This window comes from Pseudomonas sp. Irchel 3A7 (genome assembly GCF_900187565.1).
Lineage (GTDB): Bacteria > Pseudomonadota > Gammaproteobacteria > Pseudomonadales > Pseudomonadaceae > Aquipseudomonas.
This window is the reverse complement of the sequence record NZ_FYED01000002.1, coordinates 491,757-506,513: the sequence shown is the minus strand read 5'-3', so window position 1 is coordinate 506,513 and position 14,757 is coordinate 491,757. Positions and strand designations below refer to the sequence as shown.

Sequence of the window (14,757 nt, the reverse complement as noted above, 5' to 3'; positions counted from 1 at the left end):
GGCCCCCAAACAGATCATCTGTGCAGCAATGCGCAAGCTCCTACATTTTGTCTACGCCGTTCTTAAATCGGGCCAGCCATTTGACCCGAATTTTGCGCTTGCCCGATGAGGGACAAGACGGTATCTACACAGGCGGCGTACACCTGTAGGAGCTGCCGAAGGCTGCGATCTTTTGATCTTGACTGTTGCAGTCATAATGACTCTATAGATGTCTTTATGACAATTTTTTGTATTGGTCATTAAGACTGCATATTGTTATAAGTGGCTGAAAATAAACGACTAAAAAATTGGCACGCTTCGTGAAGTATTTCAGGCAACGCAACCGAAGCAGGAATTCGCCATGTCCCGTTCCATCCCCTTCAGCTTCACGCTCTGCCTGTTGTTTTCCCCCCTGTGCATGGCCGATCAAGTCGTCCGCGAAGTGCCGGATACCACCGCCGGCAAAGGCTACGGTGCCCTGACCGGCATGATGCTCGGCGCCGTCGGCGGGCCGATAGGCGCATTGGTCGGCGCTGGCGCCGGGTTCTTTGCCGGCAGCTCGGTACAGGAAGCCGCCGGCCTCACGGAAACCGCTTACGAGGTGAAGGACGCCCAGGGCGAAATCAGCACCGTGCGTTCGCCCAATGCCCGCTTCGAGCCCGGTCAGCAAGTGACTCGCAAAGGTCCGCGCCTGGCGCCTCAGGACAGCTGAAGCTGTCGCTGCTTTTGAAGTAAACCACGAACTCCTTTTTAGGATCCGCTCATGGGTCGGGTCCTCTTTTTTCTCAGCACCGCCATCAGTTAATTGACTGATTTATAACGATTAAAAAATAAATGCCCGAGCCGTGCGTTGGCCAGATTTGAATTCGCTGAAAAAACTTTCAATCAATCGAGGGGCAACACAATGCAAGCCATCAACGCCAAAGTCTTGAGCGCACTGGAAAACGTCATGGTGATTTCCACCACGGACCTGCAAGGCAACATCACTTACGTCAACGATCTGTTCTGCAAGCTCACCGGTTACAACAAGGAGGAATTGCTGGGCCAACCCCACAGTGTGGTTCGTCATCCTTCCGTGCCTAAGAGCACGTACAAGCAGATGTGGGACACCATCAAAAAAGGCGAGATCTGGACCGGCGTGATTCCCAACGTCGGCAAGGGCGGCGGCCTGTACGTGGTCGACACCACCGTGCAACCGCTGTTCGACGAGCAGGGCAATATCGTCGAATACATCAGCATCCGCCGTGTGATCAATGACCTGATGAGTGACTTCGAAGCACTGGAGTTTTCCAAGGAGCAATTCGACGAACACTACGACAGGTAAACAGCCATGCCAGAGTTAATCGAACGCATCGTGATCGGTTATGGCTCTGAGTCCGGCAATGCTCACGGGCTGACGCAGCGCTTGTTGCGTCTGCCCTGTGTGCAGCCGTATGAATTGGCCGTGCAGGATCTCAATTCCCTGAAGCTCGACACACTGACCCCGCGGGATCTGTTGATCATTGTTTGCAGTTCCTTCGGCGACGGCGAACCGCCGGGCAATGCCGATCGCTTCCTGGATCAACTGATCGCACATGAAAAGCTGACCGACCAGCCCTATGCGATCTTCGGCCTGGGCGACACGGCTTACCCGACGTTCTGCGGCTTTACCAAAAGCCTGGACGCCACACTGCTGCAAAAACAGGCGAAACCCTGGATCAATCGGGTGGACGCGGACACCGACTTCGATGGCTTTTTCGATGCCTGGTGCGCCACCCTGGAAGCGGTACTCAAGGGCGATCGGCGCGCCGGCAGCACATTGAACCTGCAAGTCACCGCCTACGGTGAAAACGCGGCGTGGTCCGCGCGGGTGATCTCGCGCACCCGGCTTAACGCCACGGCGCCTCATGCCTGGCAGATTCGCCTCGACATCGAAGGCAGCGGCATCAAGTACCGTGCTGGCGACAACCTCTATGTCCTGGCGCAAAACGATCCGCAACTGCTGGCGCAGATAGGTGAATGGTTCGATCGCGAGGATGCTCGCACGCTGTTGGCGAGCAAGGAGCTGCGACAACTGGGCAAATCGTTGTTGCGCGACATCGCCCGGGTCAGCGGGCACGACACCTTGAAAACCCTGTTGAAGGTCAGCAACCGCAAGGAACTGGAGACCTATCTGTACGGCAGGGATGTACTCGACGTGCTGGGTGATTTTTGCGAGCCTGCGCACTTGAGCCTGGAAGATTTGATCGAATGGTTGCCCGACTGTCTGCCGCGAGCGTATTCCATTGCCTCCCACGACAACCCCGGTTACGTCGACCTGTGCATTCGCGAAATCGCCTATGAAATGGCCGGCCGCTCGCGCAGCGGCACCGCGACCGGGCATCTTGCCGGGCTGCACCCCGAGGTCCGGGTATTTGCCCGCAGCAACCCGCGCTTTCACCTGCCACGGCAGGTCGAGCATCCGGTCGTACTGATAGGCACCGGAACCGGCATCGCACCGTTGATTGCCCTGCTGGAGCAGATCGAGCAACAAAACAGCCCCGTGCAAACCTGCCTGATCTTCGGCGACCGCCGCCGGGCATCGGACTTCCTCTACCAGTCACGCCTGGAAAACTGGCAAAACAAGGGCGTGCTGGACGAGGTGATCACGGCGTTCTCCCGGGACACCGACACGCGCTACTACGTGCAGGACGCCATGCTCGAACACGGCGCCTACCTGTGGGCATTGCTCGGCCAGGGCGCGCATCTGTACCTGTGTGGCAACAAAAGCAATCTGGAACGAGCCATCGAGCAGGCATTGCTGAACATTGCCATGACCTTTGGCCAGCTCGGTGAGGAGGACGCGCAGGTCTTCGTCGCTGATCTGTCTGCCAGCAATCGCGTGCACAAAGAACTCTATTGAAGCTTTCCCGTTTTGGCGGGCGGACGAGCCGCAACTCGTCTGCCCGTCTTTTTTTAGGGTGCCCGCAACAACGTCGATGGCAGCAGGCAGCTGCGGATGTCCATGACGATTTCCGGCGGCCTTGAGCCATGGGCCGGGGTCAGGACATGCAGGAGCAACACGATGACGACCATCCGGTGCATGAAAAATTCTGACGCGTAAAAGGGCGAGTTATTAAACACGAGGGGGCATTCACAGGCCGATCAGGTCGCGGTGCACTTCCAGGGAATTGCGTTCAACCCAGTTGTGCTGCAGCAGCCCGTCGGGTCGCACTTCCCAGACGGCCGTGCCAAGCATTTCAAAAGGCGTGAGGCAGGCGCGTCCACCGACAAACCCTTTGTTCTTGCCGCAAAGCTTCCAGCGTGAAGCGACGCGGCTACCTTCGGCGTTCTGAAAGGTTTCGATGGCGCCGAACCGGAAGTCTTCGATCTTCGACAGGAAGACGCCGATCCATTCGATGAACTGTTCACGGCCTGTGATTTCGACACCTCCCGAGGTAATAACGAAGTCTTCGGCGACGAACCTGGCAGCGGCTTGCGGATCGCGGGCTTGCCAGACTTCGCGCCAGAAGCGCTCGACGATTTCAACGGCATGGTTGGTTGACATGGTGGTGTTCCTCTCACTGAAAAACGCGGGTGTAGAGGATGTTCGAGTTTTGCTATCTAGAAGTCGAACGCATAATATTTATGGCATTCAGTTGATGAGCGAATACATCATGCAGTCCGGCGATCTTGAAATCGATTTGCTCCGCGCGTTTATCGCGGTGGCGGAGACCGGCAGTTTCACCGCTGCAGCCGAGGTGATTGCCCGTTCACAATCGGCGGTGAGCCAGAAGATCATCCGCCTGGAGGAAATTCTTGGCATGCGGGTGTTCGAACGCACCAGTCGCACCCTGACATTGACGGCGGATGGCGAGCGGGTGCTGGTCGGCGCACGAAAAATGCTGCTGCACTTTGATGAATTCATGCGCGGGATCAAGACACCGGTGACGGTCAACACCCTGCGCCTGGGTATCTCCGAAAACCTGGTGCCGACGCAATTGCCCATGCTCCTGTCGCGCTTCAACAAGCTGTATCCCGACCTGGAACTGGAGCTGACCACCGGTCTGAGCAATGACCTGCTGGCCGATCATGAAGCCGGGCTTCTGGATGTGGTCATCGCCAAGCGCAAGATGAGCGGGAGCGCGCAACGGGGACGGGTGATCTGGCGGGAGCCCTTGGTATGGATGGCGGCCAAGGATTACCAGATCGATGCGGCGCGCCCCTTGCGCCTGGTGTTGATGCGACCACCCTGCGGTTACCGCGCGATCATGGTCGAGGCGCTGGCTTCGGTGCAGAGGGAGTGGTCGTCGGCGTGCCTGGCGAGCAACCTTGGCGGGGTTCAGGCAGCGGTGGCTGCCGGGCTTGGGGTGACGGCCCTTGGCACGTCGTTTTTGCAGGAAGGCATGCGGATTATCGAGCCGTCGCAGAAGCTGCCGACGTTGCCATCCACGGAAGTGGCGGTGATTGGTGATGAGCCGCGGACGCAGCATCTGGTGCAGCCGTTGGTGGCGTTGTTGACTGAGGGACTGATCGAGGGGGCGGGGCTTACTTGAGGGGCTTGGATTGGCTCCAATCCCTCTGTTTGCAAAAATCCAACTGTGGGAGCGAGCCTGCTCGCGAAGGGGTCAGGTCAGTCAACATTTATGCTGAATGACACACCGCATTCGCGAGCAGGCTCGCTCCCACAGGGGATTTTGGGGCATCCGCAAAAGCCAGGTCGGCTGTCAGGCCGCCTCGCTTTTGCCTTGGCTACTGAGCTATCAAGTCCGCTCGAAAATCGCCGCAATCCCCTGGCCACCACCAATGCACATGGTCACCAGCGCATAGCGCCCGCCGGTGCGATGCAGTTCGTGGATAGCCTTGGTGGCAATGATCGCGCCGGTCGCGCCCACCGGGTGACCCAGGGCGATGCCCGAGCCGTTCGGGTTGACCTTGGCCGGATCGAGGTCGAGTTCCTGACTGACCGCACAAGCCTGCGCGGCGAAGGCGATGTTGGCTTCGATCACGTCCATGTCGGCGACGGTCAGGCCGGCACGCTTGAGTGCAATGCGCGTGGCCGGAACCGGCCCCAGGCCCATCAGTTCCGGTTCGAGACCGGCATGGGCATAACTGACCAGGCGGGCCAACGGGCGCAGGTTGTTGACCTGAACCGCCGCACCGGTCGCCATGACCAGGGCCGCCGCTCCGTCGTTGAGACCGGAGGCGTTGCCGGCAGTGACCGAGCCGTCCTTCTTGAACGCCGGCTTCATTTGCGCCAGCTGTTCCAGGGAGGTGGCGCGCGGGTGCTCATCGACATTGAACAGCTTGGTGCCTTTGCGATCCTGGATTTCGACCGTGGCGATCTGCTCGGCGAAGTAGCCATTGGCGATGGCATGGGCCGCGCGTTTCTGGTCTTCGAAGGCCAGGGCGTCCTGCATTTCGCGGGTGATGCCATTGCGCGCGGCAACGTTCTCGGCGGTGATGCCCATGTGAAAGTTCTGGAATGGGTCATGCAGGATGCCGAGCATGTAGTCGACGGCCTGGACATTGCCCATACGCGAGCCCCAGCGGGCGGATGGCAGCAGGTACGGGCCGCGGCTCATGGATTCGGCACCGGCACCGATGGCGATCTCGGCATCGCCCAGCAACAGCGTCTGCGCCGCACTGATGATGGCTTGCAGGCCGGAACCGCACAGGCGGTTGACGTTGTAGGCCGGAGTTTCCTTCGGGATGCCGGCGTTCATCGCGGCAACGCGGGAGATGTAGGCGTCGCGGCATTCAGTGGGGATCACGTTGCCCATCACCAGATGACCGACGAGGGCCGGGTCCACGGCGGCACGTTCCAGGGCAGCCTTGACGGCCGTGGTTGCCAGGTCGGCCAGGGGCACATCCTTGAGCGAACCGCCAAACGTGCCGATGGCGGTACGGGCGGCGCTGACGACGTAGATTTCGGGAGTGTTCATGGCTGGTTTCCTTTCGGTGGATTCTTATCTGTACTGCGATTGAGCAGGGCGTTCAAGGCTGTTTTCGCCTCGTCGGTGTTCAGGCGCTGAATGAACAGCGAGTTTTCTTCGCGCAGGGTGGCTTGCAGTTCGGCCATGCCGGCCTGTTTCATCAGTTGCCGGGATTGGCGCAAGGATTCCCGGGGCAATGCCAGCAAGCGCCGGGCGATCTCGTTCGCCGCTTCCAGGCATTGGGCTGCGTCGTCGAATGCTTGGTTGGCCAGGCCCCAGGCCACTGCGTCGTCGCCATTGAGGCTTTCACCCAGCAACAGCAGACGCGCCGCGCGGGCCTGGCCGAGCAGGCGCGGCAACAGCAGGCTGGCGCCGAACTCCGGGCACAGGCCCAGGTTGACGAACGGCATGCGCAGCTTGGCGTTGCGGGTCACCAGCACCTGATCGCAATGCAGCAGCAAAGTCGTGCCGATACCGATGGCCGCACCACACACCGCTGCGATCAGCGGTTTTTGCAGATGGGTCACGGCGCGCATCAGGCGGAAGGCCGGGCTGTCCAGGTGAGTCGGCGGCTCTTGCAGAAAGTCCACCAGGTCGTTGCCGCTGGTAAAGCAATTCGGGCCACCGGTCAGGATCACCACGCGGACCGCCTCGTCCTCGTCGGCGGCGAACAGCAGGTCGGCCAGCCGTGTGTACATGGCGTTGGTCAGCGCGTTGAGCTTGTCGGGGCGGTCGATGGTCAGCGTCAGCACGCCATCGTGGTGTTCTTGCTTGATCAGGTCGGTCATGGCTGGCGCCTGCTAAGTCGATTCGGCGGCCACTTTAAGCGGCAGGCAAACCCCTCAGCTATGACAAAACGGGTCAACCGGACTGATGTTTTTTGCCATGTGGTGGCTCAAACCGGCGTACACACCCATTCGGGGTATGGTGCCGCCGGTTGAATCGCCCAATAGTAGGTTCATCCGCTCATCCAGAGCCGAACTCGCTTGATAAGGTGCATTTGCTATGGGCAAGACACTGCTTAAGGTGATTTCCAGTCTGTTTGTTGTTCCGCTGACCCTGCACGCTCACGCCGCCGAGGTGAGCGACGGCAAAACGCTCAGGCTGTACAACTGGGCGGATTACATCGGTGAAAAAACCCTTGCGAATTTCGAGAGGGACACCGGGATCAAAGTCATCTACGACACCTTCGATGCCTATGAAACCGTGCAGGCCAAGCTGTTGACCGGCCACTCCGGTTACGACCTGATTGTGTTGAATGCCTCCCTCGCACCACCGCTGATCCAGGCCAAGGTGTTCCAGCCGCTGGATAAAAAGCTGCTGCCGGGCTGGAGCAATCTGGACCCGAAAGTCTTGCAGGACTTGCAGGGCTTTGACCCCGGAGTTGCGTACTCGGCGCCCTACACCTGGGGCAGCAACGGGGTCACCTACAACGTCGACAAGATCAAGGAACGCATGCCGGACGCGCCGATCGGTTCGCTGGCGATGATTTTCGATCCGAAGATCGTTTCGAAGTTTGCCGACTGCGGTGTCACCCTGCTCGATGCGCCTACCGAAGTCATTCCCATGGCCCTGAAGTACCTCGGCCGCGACCCGCGCAGTGCCGCGCCGGCGGACCTCAAGGCTGCCCAGGAATTGCTGTTGTCAGTCCGGCCGTACATTCGCAAATTCGATTCGGTCAATTACCTGACCAGCCTGCCCAACGGTGATGTGTGCCTGGCCATGACCTGGTCCGGCGATTACGCCACCGCCATGGCCCGTGCCGAAGAGGCGAAGAAACAGATCAACCTGGCCTATTTCATTCCCAAGGAAGGCTCGCTGATCTGGTTCGACAACCTGTACATCCCGGCCGACGCGCCCCACGTGGCCAATGCCCACAAATTTCTCGAGTACCTGATGCAGCCCCAGGTGATGGCCGATGTAAGCGATTACATCAACTACGCCAACAGCAACGCAGCCGCAACGCCTCTGCTCAATGCCAGCGTGCGCGATAACCCGGCGATTTATCCCGATGCAGACATTCGTCAACGGCTGTTCCCGCAGAAAACCCAGGACGCGAAAGACATGCGCGCCATCACGCGGGTCTGGAGCACGGTGAAGAGCGGGATTTGATCGTTCAATTGTTCAGTTTGAGGTTTTTGTATGGTTACCCCAATCAAGAAAGTGTTCTCGAAAGCCGAAGAGTCCGCACTGGTCAAGGCCGACAAGGCCCATCACATGCATGGTTATCACGTGTTCGATGAACACAGTGAGCAGGGTTCGCTGAACATTGTGGCCGGTGACGGCGCGTACATTTATGACACTGAGGGCAATCGCTTCCTCGATGCTGTCGGCGGCATGTGGTGCACCAACATTGGTTTGGGTCGTGAGGAAATGGCCCTGGCCATCGCCGATCAGGTACGGCAACTGGCTTATTCGAATCCGTTTTCCGACATGTCGAACAACGTCGCCATCCATTTGTGCGAAAAACTCGCTAGCCTGGCCCCTGGCGACCTTGACCATGTGTTCCTGACCACAGGCGGCTCGACCGCCGTGGACACCGCGTACAGGCTGATCCAGTACTACCAGAACTGCCGTGGCCTGCCTGAAAAGAAGCACGTCATCGCCCGTTTCAACGCCTATCACGGCTCGACCACGCTGACCATGTCGATCGGCAACAAGGCCGCCGACCGTGTGCCGGAGTTCGATTATGCCAACCCGCTGATCCACCACGTGTCCAATCCCAATCCGTATCGCGCGCCGGATGGCATGGACGAGGCGCAGTTCCTCGAATTCCTGGTCAGGGAGTTTGAAGACAAAATCCTGTCGATTGGCGCGGACAATGTGGCCGGGTTCTTCGCCGAGCCAGTGATGGGCTCGGGCGGGGTGATCATTCCACCCAAGGGCTACCTCAAGCGCATGTGGGAAGTCTGCCAGCGCTACGACATCCTGTTCGTCGCCGACGAGGTGGTCACTTCGTTCGGCCGGCTGGGCAAGTTCTTCGCATCAAAAGATGTGTTCGACGTGCAGCCCGACATCATCACCACCGCCAAGGGCCTGACCTCTGCGTACTTGCCGCTGGGTGCGTGCATCTTTTCCGACCGTATCTGGAAGGTCATCGCCGAGCCGGGCCAGGGCCGCTGCTTCACCCACGGCTTCACCTACAGCGGTCATCCGGTGTGCTGCACGGCGGCGTTGAAGAACATCGAGATCATCGAACGGGAACACCTGCTGGCCCATGTCGACGACGTCGGCGGCTACCTGGAACAGCGCCTGGCCACGCTGCGGGAACTGCCACTGGTGGGCGATGTTCGCTGCCTGAAACTGATGGCGTGCGTGGAGTTCGTCGCCGACAAACGCACCAAGGCGTTGTTCGCCGATGAGATCAACATCGGTGAGAAAATCCATGTGCGTGCCCAGGCCAGAGGCTTGCTGGTGCGGCCGATCATGCACCTCAACGTGATGTCGCCGCCGCTGATCCTGACTTATGCACAGGTCGACGAAATCGTCGACATCCTGCGCCAGTGCATTCTGGACGTGGCGGCCGAGCTTGAGGCGAGCGGCCAGTATTTCGGCCAATGACTTCATCGGTCAGGTTGTTACCAAGGGCCTGTTCACCCGCTAGACTGCGGGTCATGAGCAATCCAAACGACGAAACGCTGGTCGCGATGCCCTTCGGGGCATTGCACAAATGGCATGGGGGCATGCGCGAGGCATTCGCCCATATCGATGAGCCCGACGCCCTGCAATACCTGGCGTCGGCGTTGGCACAGCTGGTGTCCATCGAATCGATGATGATCAGCCTGGAACGCAAAGACCGTGCGCCCCAGCTGCTGTATCAGCGCGGGATTGCCCAGGAATATCAGGTCTCGATACTCGAACGCTATTTTGCCGGCGGCTACTTGCTCGACCCGTTCTGCCTGGCGGTGGAGCAGGGGTTGGCGCAAGGCTTCTATCACCTGGAGGAAATTGCGCCGGACAACTTCTTCGACAGTGATTACTACAAGGCTTACTACCTGAACGCGGGTTGTTCGGAAGACAGCTACTACATCGTCGATACGGGCAACGACACCAAGATCTCCGTCAGCCTCTATCAAGGTTTTGGTGGTGAATGCCTGCGGGTCGATCAACTGAACCTGCTGCGCGCCGTCGAACCGCTGGTGCGTGAGTTCGTCAGCGAATTCAGCCGGCGTGGCCTGCTGCGCAATGGCGAGGTCCAGTGCAATCACGAACAAGGCCTGCGTGATGATCTCAAGCTACGCGTGCAATCGGCGTTCGAGCATTTCGGCAGTGACCTGCTCACCGAACGCGAGCGGGAAGTGGCGCACATGGTGCTGCGAGGGCACTCGGTGAAATCCACCGCCAGCCAGATGAACATCTCCCCGGAAACCGTGCGCATGCACCGCAAGAATCTGTACCTGAAGCTGGAAGTGGGTTCGCAGTCGGAGTTGTTTGCGCTGTTTATCGAGTGGTTGCGCGGGCATTGATGGCCTGACACAACCCATCACCCTGTGGGAGCGAGCCTGCTAGCGATGGTGGCGGCACATTCAACATCTTCTTTGAATGTGAAGGCCCCATCGCGGGCAAGCCCGCTCCCACAGGATTTGTGTGTTGAGCACATTATTTGTGAACAACTGAGGTCACTGTGGGAGCGGGCTTGCCCGCGATGAGGCCGTAACATCCGACAGCAATGCCGGATGAGGATCAGTCTTCGCGCTTCACTACCAGAGTCAAAATGTCATAACTGGCCACCAGTTCACCGAGTTGGTTGGTGACTTCCACGTCCCACGCCACCACCCCTTGCGGGATGCCTTGCGGGCTCTTCTTGCCCTGGTCGATTTTGCGTTTGCAGGTCAGGCGGGCCTGGATGGTGTCGCCGATGCCCACCGGGTTGATGAAGCGCAGGGTGTCCAGGCCGTAGTTGGCCAGCACCGGGCCGACGCCAGGGGAGACGAACAGGCCTGCCGCGGCCGACAGCACGAAGTAACCGTGTGCGATACGCTTGCCGAACTGCGATTCCTTGGCCGCGATGTCGTCGAAGTGCATGTAGAAGTGGTCGCCCGACAGGCAGCCGAAGTTCACCAGGTCGGCTTCGGTGACGGTGCGGCGGTGAGTCAGCAGCGACTCGCCGATCTGCAGGTCCTGGAAGTAGCGACGGAACGGGTGCACTTCGGTTTCGATGACCTTGGCGCCACGTACGTATTCGCCGGTAACTGCCGCGAGCATGGTCGGCGAGCCTTGTACCGCCGCGCGTTGCAGGTAGTGCTTTACTGCGCGCAGGCCGCCAAGCTCTTCACCGCCGCCGGCACGACCCGGACCGCCGTGCTTGAGTTGCGGCAGCGGTGAGCCGTGACCGGTGGATTCACCGGCGCAGTTACGGTCCAGCACCAGCAAGCGCCCGTGCAATGCAGCGGCCACTGGAATCGCTTTGGCGGCGATCTGTGGGTCCTTGGTCACCAGACTGGCGACCAGGCTGCCCTTGCCGCGAGCGGCCAGCGCCAGGGCTTCGTCCAGATCGTCGTACGCCATCAAGGTGCTGACCGGACCGAATGCTTCGATGTCGTGAGCACCGCCTTCAGCGTGCGGATCGCGGGCCTGCAACAGGGTCGGGGCGAAGAACGCGCCCTTGTCGACGTTCTCGCCGCGCGGCTCGAAACCATCGCGGGCGCCGAACAGCAGGTCGCTGCTCTGCAACAGCATTTCCAGGCGCTCGGCCACGTCTTTCTGCTGATCGTGGGACGCCAGCGCACCCATGCGTACGCCTTCCACCGACGGGTCGCCGACCACGACCTTGGCCAGACGATCGCGCAGGCGCGTGGCCACTGCATCGATGTGCTTGGCCGGGACGATGGCGCGGCGGATGGCGGTGCATTTCTGCCCGGCCTTGGTGGTCATCTCCCGGGCGACTTCCTTGATGAACAGCTCGAATTCTTCGTCATCCGGGGTGACATCCGGGGCGAGGATCGCGCAGTTCAGTGAGTCGGCTTCGGCGGTGAACGGCACCGAGTTGCGAATCAGGTTCGGGTTGACCCGCAGCTTGGCGGCGGTGTCGGCGGAACCGGTGAAGGTCACCACGTCCTGACCTTGCAGGCGATCGAGCAGGTCGCCGGTGCCGCCGATGATCAGTTGCAGACTGCCCGCCGGCAGCAGGCCGGATTCGTCCATCAGGCGCACCACGGCTTCGGTCAGGTAGCTGGTGGCGCTGGCCGGTTTGACGATGCACGGCATGCCGGCGAGGAAGCTCGGGGCGAATTTTTCCAGCATGCCCCAGATGGGGAAGTTGAAGGCGTTGATGTGCACCGCGACGCCGCCGCGTGGCACCAGGATGTGGGTGCCGGCGAAGGTGCCCATTTTGCTCAGTTGCAGCGCCGGGCCTTCGTGGACCACGTTGCCCGACGGCAGCTCGCGGGAGCCGAGGCTGGCGTAGGTGAACAGCGTGCTGTTGCCGCCTTCGATGTCGATCCAGCTGTCGGCACGGGTCGCGCCACTGTGGTGGGAAATCGCGTAGAGCTGTTCCTTGCGTTCGGCCAGGTACAAGGCCAGGGCTTTGAGGCGCTGGGCGCGTTGTTGGAAGTCCAGCGCCATCAGGCCGCTGACGCCTTGGCGACGACCGTGTTCGATGGCCTCGGCGAAATCCGGGCGCTCCTCATGGGTGCGCGCGATTTCATGGCCGTCGATGGCGCTGCGCAGGATTTGCGCGCCTTGTTGGCCGATCCAGCGGCCGGCGATGAAGCTTTGCAGGGTAGGGGCAGACATCAGGATGACTCCGGGTTTGGTCAGTGTCTGGCGCGGGGTCAGCCGCGCCGGTCAAAAGGATCAGTGCTGGCTGGCGCCCGAGGCGCCGATGCCGGTCATGGAACGGATGAACTGCGCCAGGTAGCGGCCACGTTCAAGGGCAGCACGGGGTGATTGGTCGGTGACGGAAAACAGCCAGGCGCTGAAGAAGGCCAGGCTCATGGAAAACAGCGCCGGGTTGGAATACGGGAACAGCGCCTTGTCGTGGTGCATGACGTTGACCCACACCGCCGGGCTCAACACCAGCAGGACAATCGCCGAGACCAGGCCCATCAGGCTGCCGAGCACCGCACCGCGGGTGGTCAGGCCTTTCCAGTACATCGAAAGGAACAGCACGGGGAAATTCACCGAGGCGGCGATGGCCAGCACCAGGCCAGACAGGAAGGCAATGTTCTGCGATTCGAACAACAGGCCGAGGATGATCGCCAGCACGCCGATGCACAGCGTGGCGATCCGCGACACGCGCATCTCTTGCTGTTCACTGGCCTGCCCCTTGCGCATCACGCAGGCATACAGGTCGTGGGACACCGCCGAGGCGCCGGACAGCGCCAGCCCGGCGACCACCGCCAGGATGGTGGCGAAGGCCACCGCCGAAATGAAACCGAGGAACAGGTTGCCGCCAACGGCCTGGGCCAGGTGCACGGCGACCATGTTGCCGCCGCCGATGATCGCGCCAGTGGCGTCGCGGTACGACGGATCGGTGCCGACCATGACGATCGCGCCGAAGCCGACGATGATCAGCAACAGGTAGAAGTAGCCGATGAAGCCGGTGGCGTAGAACACGCTTTTACGCGCTTCCTTGGCATCGCTGACGGTGAAAAAACGCATCAGGATATGCGGCAGGCCGGCGGTGCCGAACATCATGCCCAGCCCCAGGGAAATCGCGTCGATCGGGTTGGACAACAGGCCACCCGGGGCCATGATCGCGCTGCCCTTGGCGTGCACGGCAGTGGCGCCGGCGAACATCGCTTCGGTGCTGAACCCGAAATGCTTGAGCACCATGAACGCCATGAAGCTGGTGCCGAACAGCAGCATCACCGCCTTGATGATCTGCACCCAGGTGGTGGCGAGCATGCCGCCGAAGGTCACGTAGAACACCATCAATACGCCGACCAGCATCACGGCGTAGAGGTAGTCGATGCCGAACAGTAACTCGATCAGTTTGCCGGCGCCGACCATCTGCGCCACCAGGTACATCAACGCCACCGTCAGGGTGCCGAAGGCCGAGGTCAGGCGCACCGGCGTCTGCTCCAGGCGATAAGAGACCACGTCGGCAAAGGTGTATTTGCCCAGATTGCGCAGGCGTTCGGCGATCAGGAACAGGATGATCGGCCAGCCGGCCAATACGCCCAAGGCGTAGAGCAGACCGTCGTAGCCATTGAGGAACATCATCGCCGAGATGCCCAGGAAGGACGCGGCCGAGATCATGTCGCCGGCAATCGCCAAGCCGTTCTGGAAGCCCGTCATGCCGCCGCCAGCGGTGTAGAAATCGCTGGCCGAGCGGGTACGCAATGCCGCCCAGCGCGTCACACCAAGAGTGAACAGCACGAACACCAGGAACATGCCGATGGCGTTCCAGTTCAGCGGGCGGGTGGCCCCCTCGGCTGCCACAGCGATATCAGCGACAGCCGCCAGTGGCAGCAGGCACAACGCGAGAAGACGGCTCATCGGGCACACTCCTGCTTGAGTTTTTCATTCAGCGGGTCGATCACGTTGTTGGCGCGATAGACATAGAAACCGGTCAGCGCGAACGCCAGCACCACGATCACCACGCCCACCAGCATGCCCACGGTGGTCACGCCGCCGCTCAGGGACTGGCCGAGGGTGGAGGGGGAGAACGCCACCAGCAGGACAAAGCCGAAATAGATCAACAGCATGATCAGCGACAGCGACCAGTACAGCGCCTGCTTGCGGCGTACCAGCTGGATGAAGTCGGGGTGCTGGCGGATGAGTTCTATGTCTTGGGGGCTCATGGTGGTGTTCTCTTGTTTTTGTTGTGGGATGAACAGTGAGTTGGTGGCAGTTATCGGTTAACCGTGGGAGCGAGCCTGCTCGCGAAGAGGCCATCAAATTCAACATTGATGTTGCTTGATGCTCAGTCTTCGCGAGC

14 protein-coding genes are annotated in these 14,757 nt (G+C 60.5%); 7 read left to right on the top strand and 7 right to left on the bottom strand.

All coding sequences use genetic code 11. The features are described 5' to 3' along the window. The first annotated feature begins 340 nt into the window (after window positions 1-340). From CKW21_RS04905 to CKW21_RS04895, 3 genes are all read left to right on the top strand, one after another. Window positions 341-691 carry a hypothetical protein gene (locus tag CKW21_RS04905; protein WP_095192877.1) on the top strand — a complete coding sequence of 117 codons (351 nt, stop codon included), beginning with the start codon at window positions 341-343 and terminating at the stop codon, window positions 689-691. Between the two features lie 192 nt (window positions 692-883). Then, window positions 884-1,303 carry a PAS domain S-box protein gene (locus tag CKW21_RS04900; RefSeq protein ID WP_095192876.1) on the top strand — a complete coding sequence of 140 codons (420 nt, stop codon included), beginning with the start codon at window positions 884-886 and terminating at the stop codon, window positions 1,301-1,303. A 6-nt stretch (window positions 1,304-1,309) separates the two neighbouring features. Next, window positions 1,310-2,860, top strand: coding sequence for a sulfite reductase flavoprotein subunit alpha (locus CKW21_RS04895; RefSeq protein ID WP_095192875.1), 1,551 nt, complete (start codon window positions 1,310-1,312; stop codon window positions 2,858-2,860). 53 nt (window positions 2,861-2,913) lie between these two features. On the opposite strand, the gene CKW21_RS31705 is transcribed toward CKW21_RS04895, so the two are convergent. Both CKW21_RS31705 and CKW21_RS04890 read right to left on the bottom strand, forming a co-directional pair. Next, window positions 2,914-3,042, bottom strand: coding sequence for a hypothetical protein (locus CKW21_RS31705; protein WP_256590118.1), 129 nt, complete (start codon window positions 3,040-3,042; stop codon window positions 2,914-2,916). Between the two features lie 49 nt (window positions 3,043-3,091). Further along, window positions 3,092-3,505, bottom strand: coding sequence for an ester cyclase (locus tag CKW21_RS04890; protein WP_095192874.1), 414 nt, complete (start codon window positions 3,503-3,505; stop codon window positions 3,092-3,094). A 94-nt stretch (window positions 3,506-3,599) separates the two neighbouring features. Between CKW21_RS04890 and CKW21_RS04885 the strand changes: the two genes are divergently transcribed. Further along, complete coding sequence (locus CKW21_RS04885) at window positions 3,600-4,493, top strand: LysR substrate-binding domain-containing protein (RefSeq protein ID WP_256590117.1); 894 nt, start codon at window positions 3,600-3,602, stop codon at window positions 4,491-4,493. A 207-nt stretch (window positions 4,494-4,700) separates the two neighbouring features. On the opposite strand, the gene CKW21_RS04880 is transcribed toward CKW21_RS04885, so the two are convergent. Both CKW21_RS04880 and CKW21_RS04875 read right to left on the bottom strand, forming a co-directional pair. After that, complete coding sequence (locus CKW21_RS04880) at window positions 4,701-5,882, bottom strand: acetyl-CoA C-acyltransferase family protein (protein ID WP_095192873.1); 1,182 nt, start codon at window positions 5,880-5,882, stop codon at window positions 4,701-4,703. Beyond that, complete coding sequence (locus tag CKW21_RS04875; protein ID WP_095192872.1) at window positions 5,879-6,661, bottom strand: enoyl-CoA hydratase; 783 nt, start codon at window positions 6,659-6,661, stop codon at window positions 5,879-5,881. The genes CKW21_RS04880 and CKW21_RS04875 overlap by 4 nt, the downstream gene beginning before the upstream one ends. A 217-nt stretch (window positions 6,662-6,878) precedes the next feature. On the opposite strand from CKW21_RS04875, the gene CKW21_RS04870 reads away from it, so the two are divergent. The 3 genes from CKW21_RS04870 to CKW21_RS04860 are packed head-to-tail and all read left to right on the top strand — an operon-like array spanning window position 6,879 to window position 10,339. Next, window positions 6,879-7,985: a polyamine ABC transporter substrate-binding protein gene (locus CKW21_RS04870; protein WP_095192871.1), complete on the top strand. Its 1,107-nt coding sequence runs from the start codon at window positions 6,879-6,881 to the stop codon at window positions 7,983-7,985. A gap of 30 nt (window positions 7,986-8,015) precedes the next feature. Continuing rightward, window positions 8,016-9,434: an aminotransferase gene (locus CKW21_RS04865; RefSeq protein ID WP_095192870.1), complete on the top strand. Its 1,419-nt coding sequence runs from the start codon at window positions 8,016-8,018 to the stop codon at window positions 9,432-9,434. Continuing rightward, window positions 9,431-10,339, top strand: coding sequence for a helix-turn-helix transcriptional regulator (locus CKW21_RS04860; protein WP_095192869.1), 909 nt, complete (start codon window positions 9,431-9,433; stop codon window positions 10,337-10,339). The genes CKW21_RS04865 and CKW21_RS04860 overlap by 4 nt, the downstream gene beginning before the upstream one ends. Window positions 10,340-10,556: 217 nt before the next feature. Here CKW21_RS04860 and paaZ read toward each other — a convergent pair whose 3' ends face one another. The 3 genes from paaZ to CKW21_RS04845 are packed head-to-tail and all read right to left on the bottom strand — an operon-like array spanning window position 10,557 to window position 14,620. Then, window positions 10,557-12,611 carry a phenylacetic acid degradation bifunctional protein PaaZ gene (gene paaZ, locus CKW21_RS04855; RefSeq protein WP_095192868.1) on the bottom strand — a complete coding sequence of 685 codons (2,055 nt, stop codon included), beginning with the start codon at window positions 12,609-12,611 and terminating at the stop codon, window positions 10,557-10,559. A gap of 57 nt (window positions 12,612-12,668) precedes the next feature. Beyond that, window positions 12,669-14,315, bottom strand: coding sequence for a cation acetate symporter (locus CKW21_RS04850; RefSeq protein ID WP_095192867.1), 1,647 nt, complete (start codon window positions 14,313-14,315; stop codon window positions 12,669-12,671). Then, on the bottom strand, window positions 14,312-14,620 hold the full coding sequence (locus CKW21_RS04845; protein WP_095192866.1) for a DUF485 domain-containing protein: 309 nt from the start codon (window positions 14,618-14,620) through the stop codon (window positions 14,312-14,314). Before CKW21_RS04845 ends, CKW21_RS04850 begins: the two co-directional genes overlap by 4 nt. Window positions 14,621-14,757: the final 137 nt, after the last annotated feature.

Bases quoted from the DNA above. Each gene is read 5' to 3' on its own strand.
- CKW21_RS04865 (WP_095192870.1), top strand. From the start codon at position 8,016: ATGGTTACCCCAATCAAGAAAGTGTTCTCGAAAGCCGAAGAGTCCGCA.
- CKW21_RS04860 (WP_095192869.1), top strand. From the start codon at position 9,431: ATGACTTCATCGGTCAGGTTGTTACCAAGGGCCTGTTCACCCGCTAGA.
- CKW21_RS04875 (WP_095192872.1), bottom strand. From the start codon at position 6,661: ATGACCGACCTGATCAAGCAAGAACACCACGATGGCGTGCTGACGCTG.
- CKW21_RS04900 (WP_095192876.1), top strand. From the start codon at position 884: ATGCAAGCCATCAACGCCAAAGTCTTGAGCGCACTGGAAAACGTCATG.
- CKW21_RS31705 (WP_256590118.1), bottom strand. From the start codon at position 3,042: ATGCACCGGATGGTCGTCATCGTGTTGCTCCTGCATGTCCTGACCCCG.
- CKW21_RS04895 (WP_095192875.1), top strand. From the start codon at position 1,310: ATGCCAGAGTTAATCGAACGCATCGTGATCGGTTATGGCTCTGAGTCC.
- CKW21_RS04850 (WP_095192867.1), bottom strand. From the start codon at position 14,315: ATGAGCCGTCTTCTCGCGTTGTGCCTGCTGCCACTGGCGGCTGTCGCT.
- CKW21_RS04845 (WP_095192866.1), bottom strand. From the start codon at position 14,620: ATGAGCCCCCAAGACATAGAACTCATCCGCCAGCACCCCGACTTCATC.
- CKW21_RS04870 (WP_095192871.1), top strand. From the start codon at position 6,879: ATGGGCAAGACACTGCTTAAGGTGATTTCCAGTCTGTTTGTTGTTCCG.
- CKW21_RS04885 (WP_256590117.1), top strand. From the start codon at position 3,600: ATGAGCGAATACATCATGCAGTCCGGCGATCTTGAAATCGATTTGCTC.
- CKW21_RS04890 (WP_095192874.1), bottom strand. From the start codon at position 3,505: ATGTCAACCAACCATGCCGTTGAAATCGTCGAGCGCTTCTGGCGCGAA.
- CKW21_RS04880 (WP_095192873.1), bottom strand. From the start codon at position 5,882: ATGAACACTCCCGAAATCTACGTCGTCAGCGCCGCCCGTACCGCCATC.
- CKW21_RS04905 (WP_095192877.1), top strand. From the start codon at position 341: ATGTCCCGTTCCATCCCCTTCAGCTTCACGCTCTGCCTGTTGTTTTCC.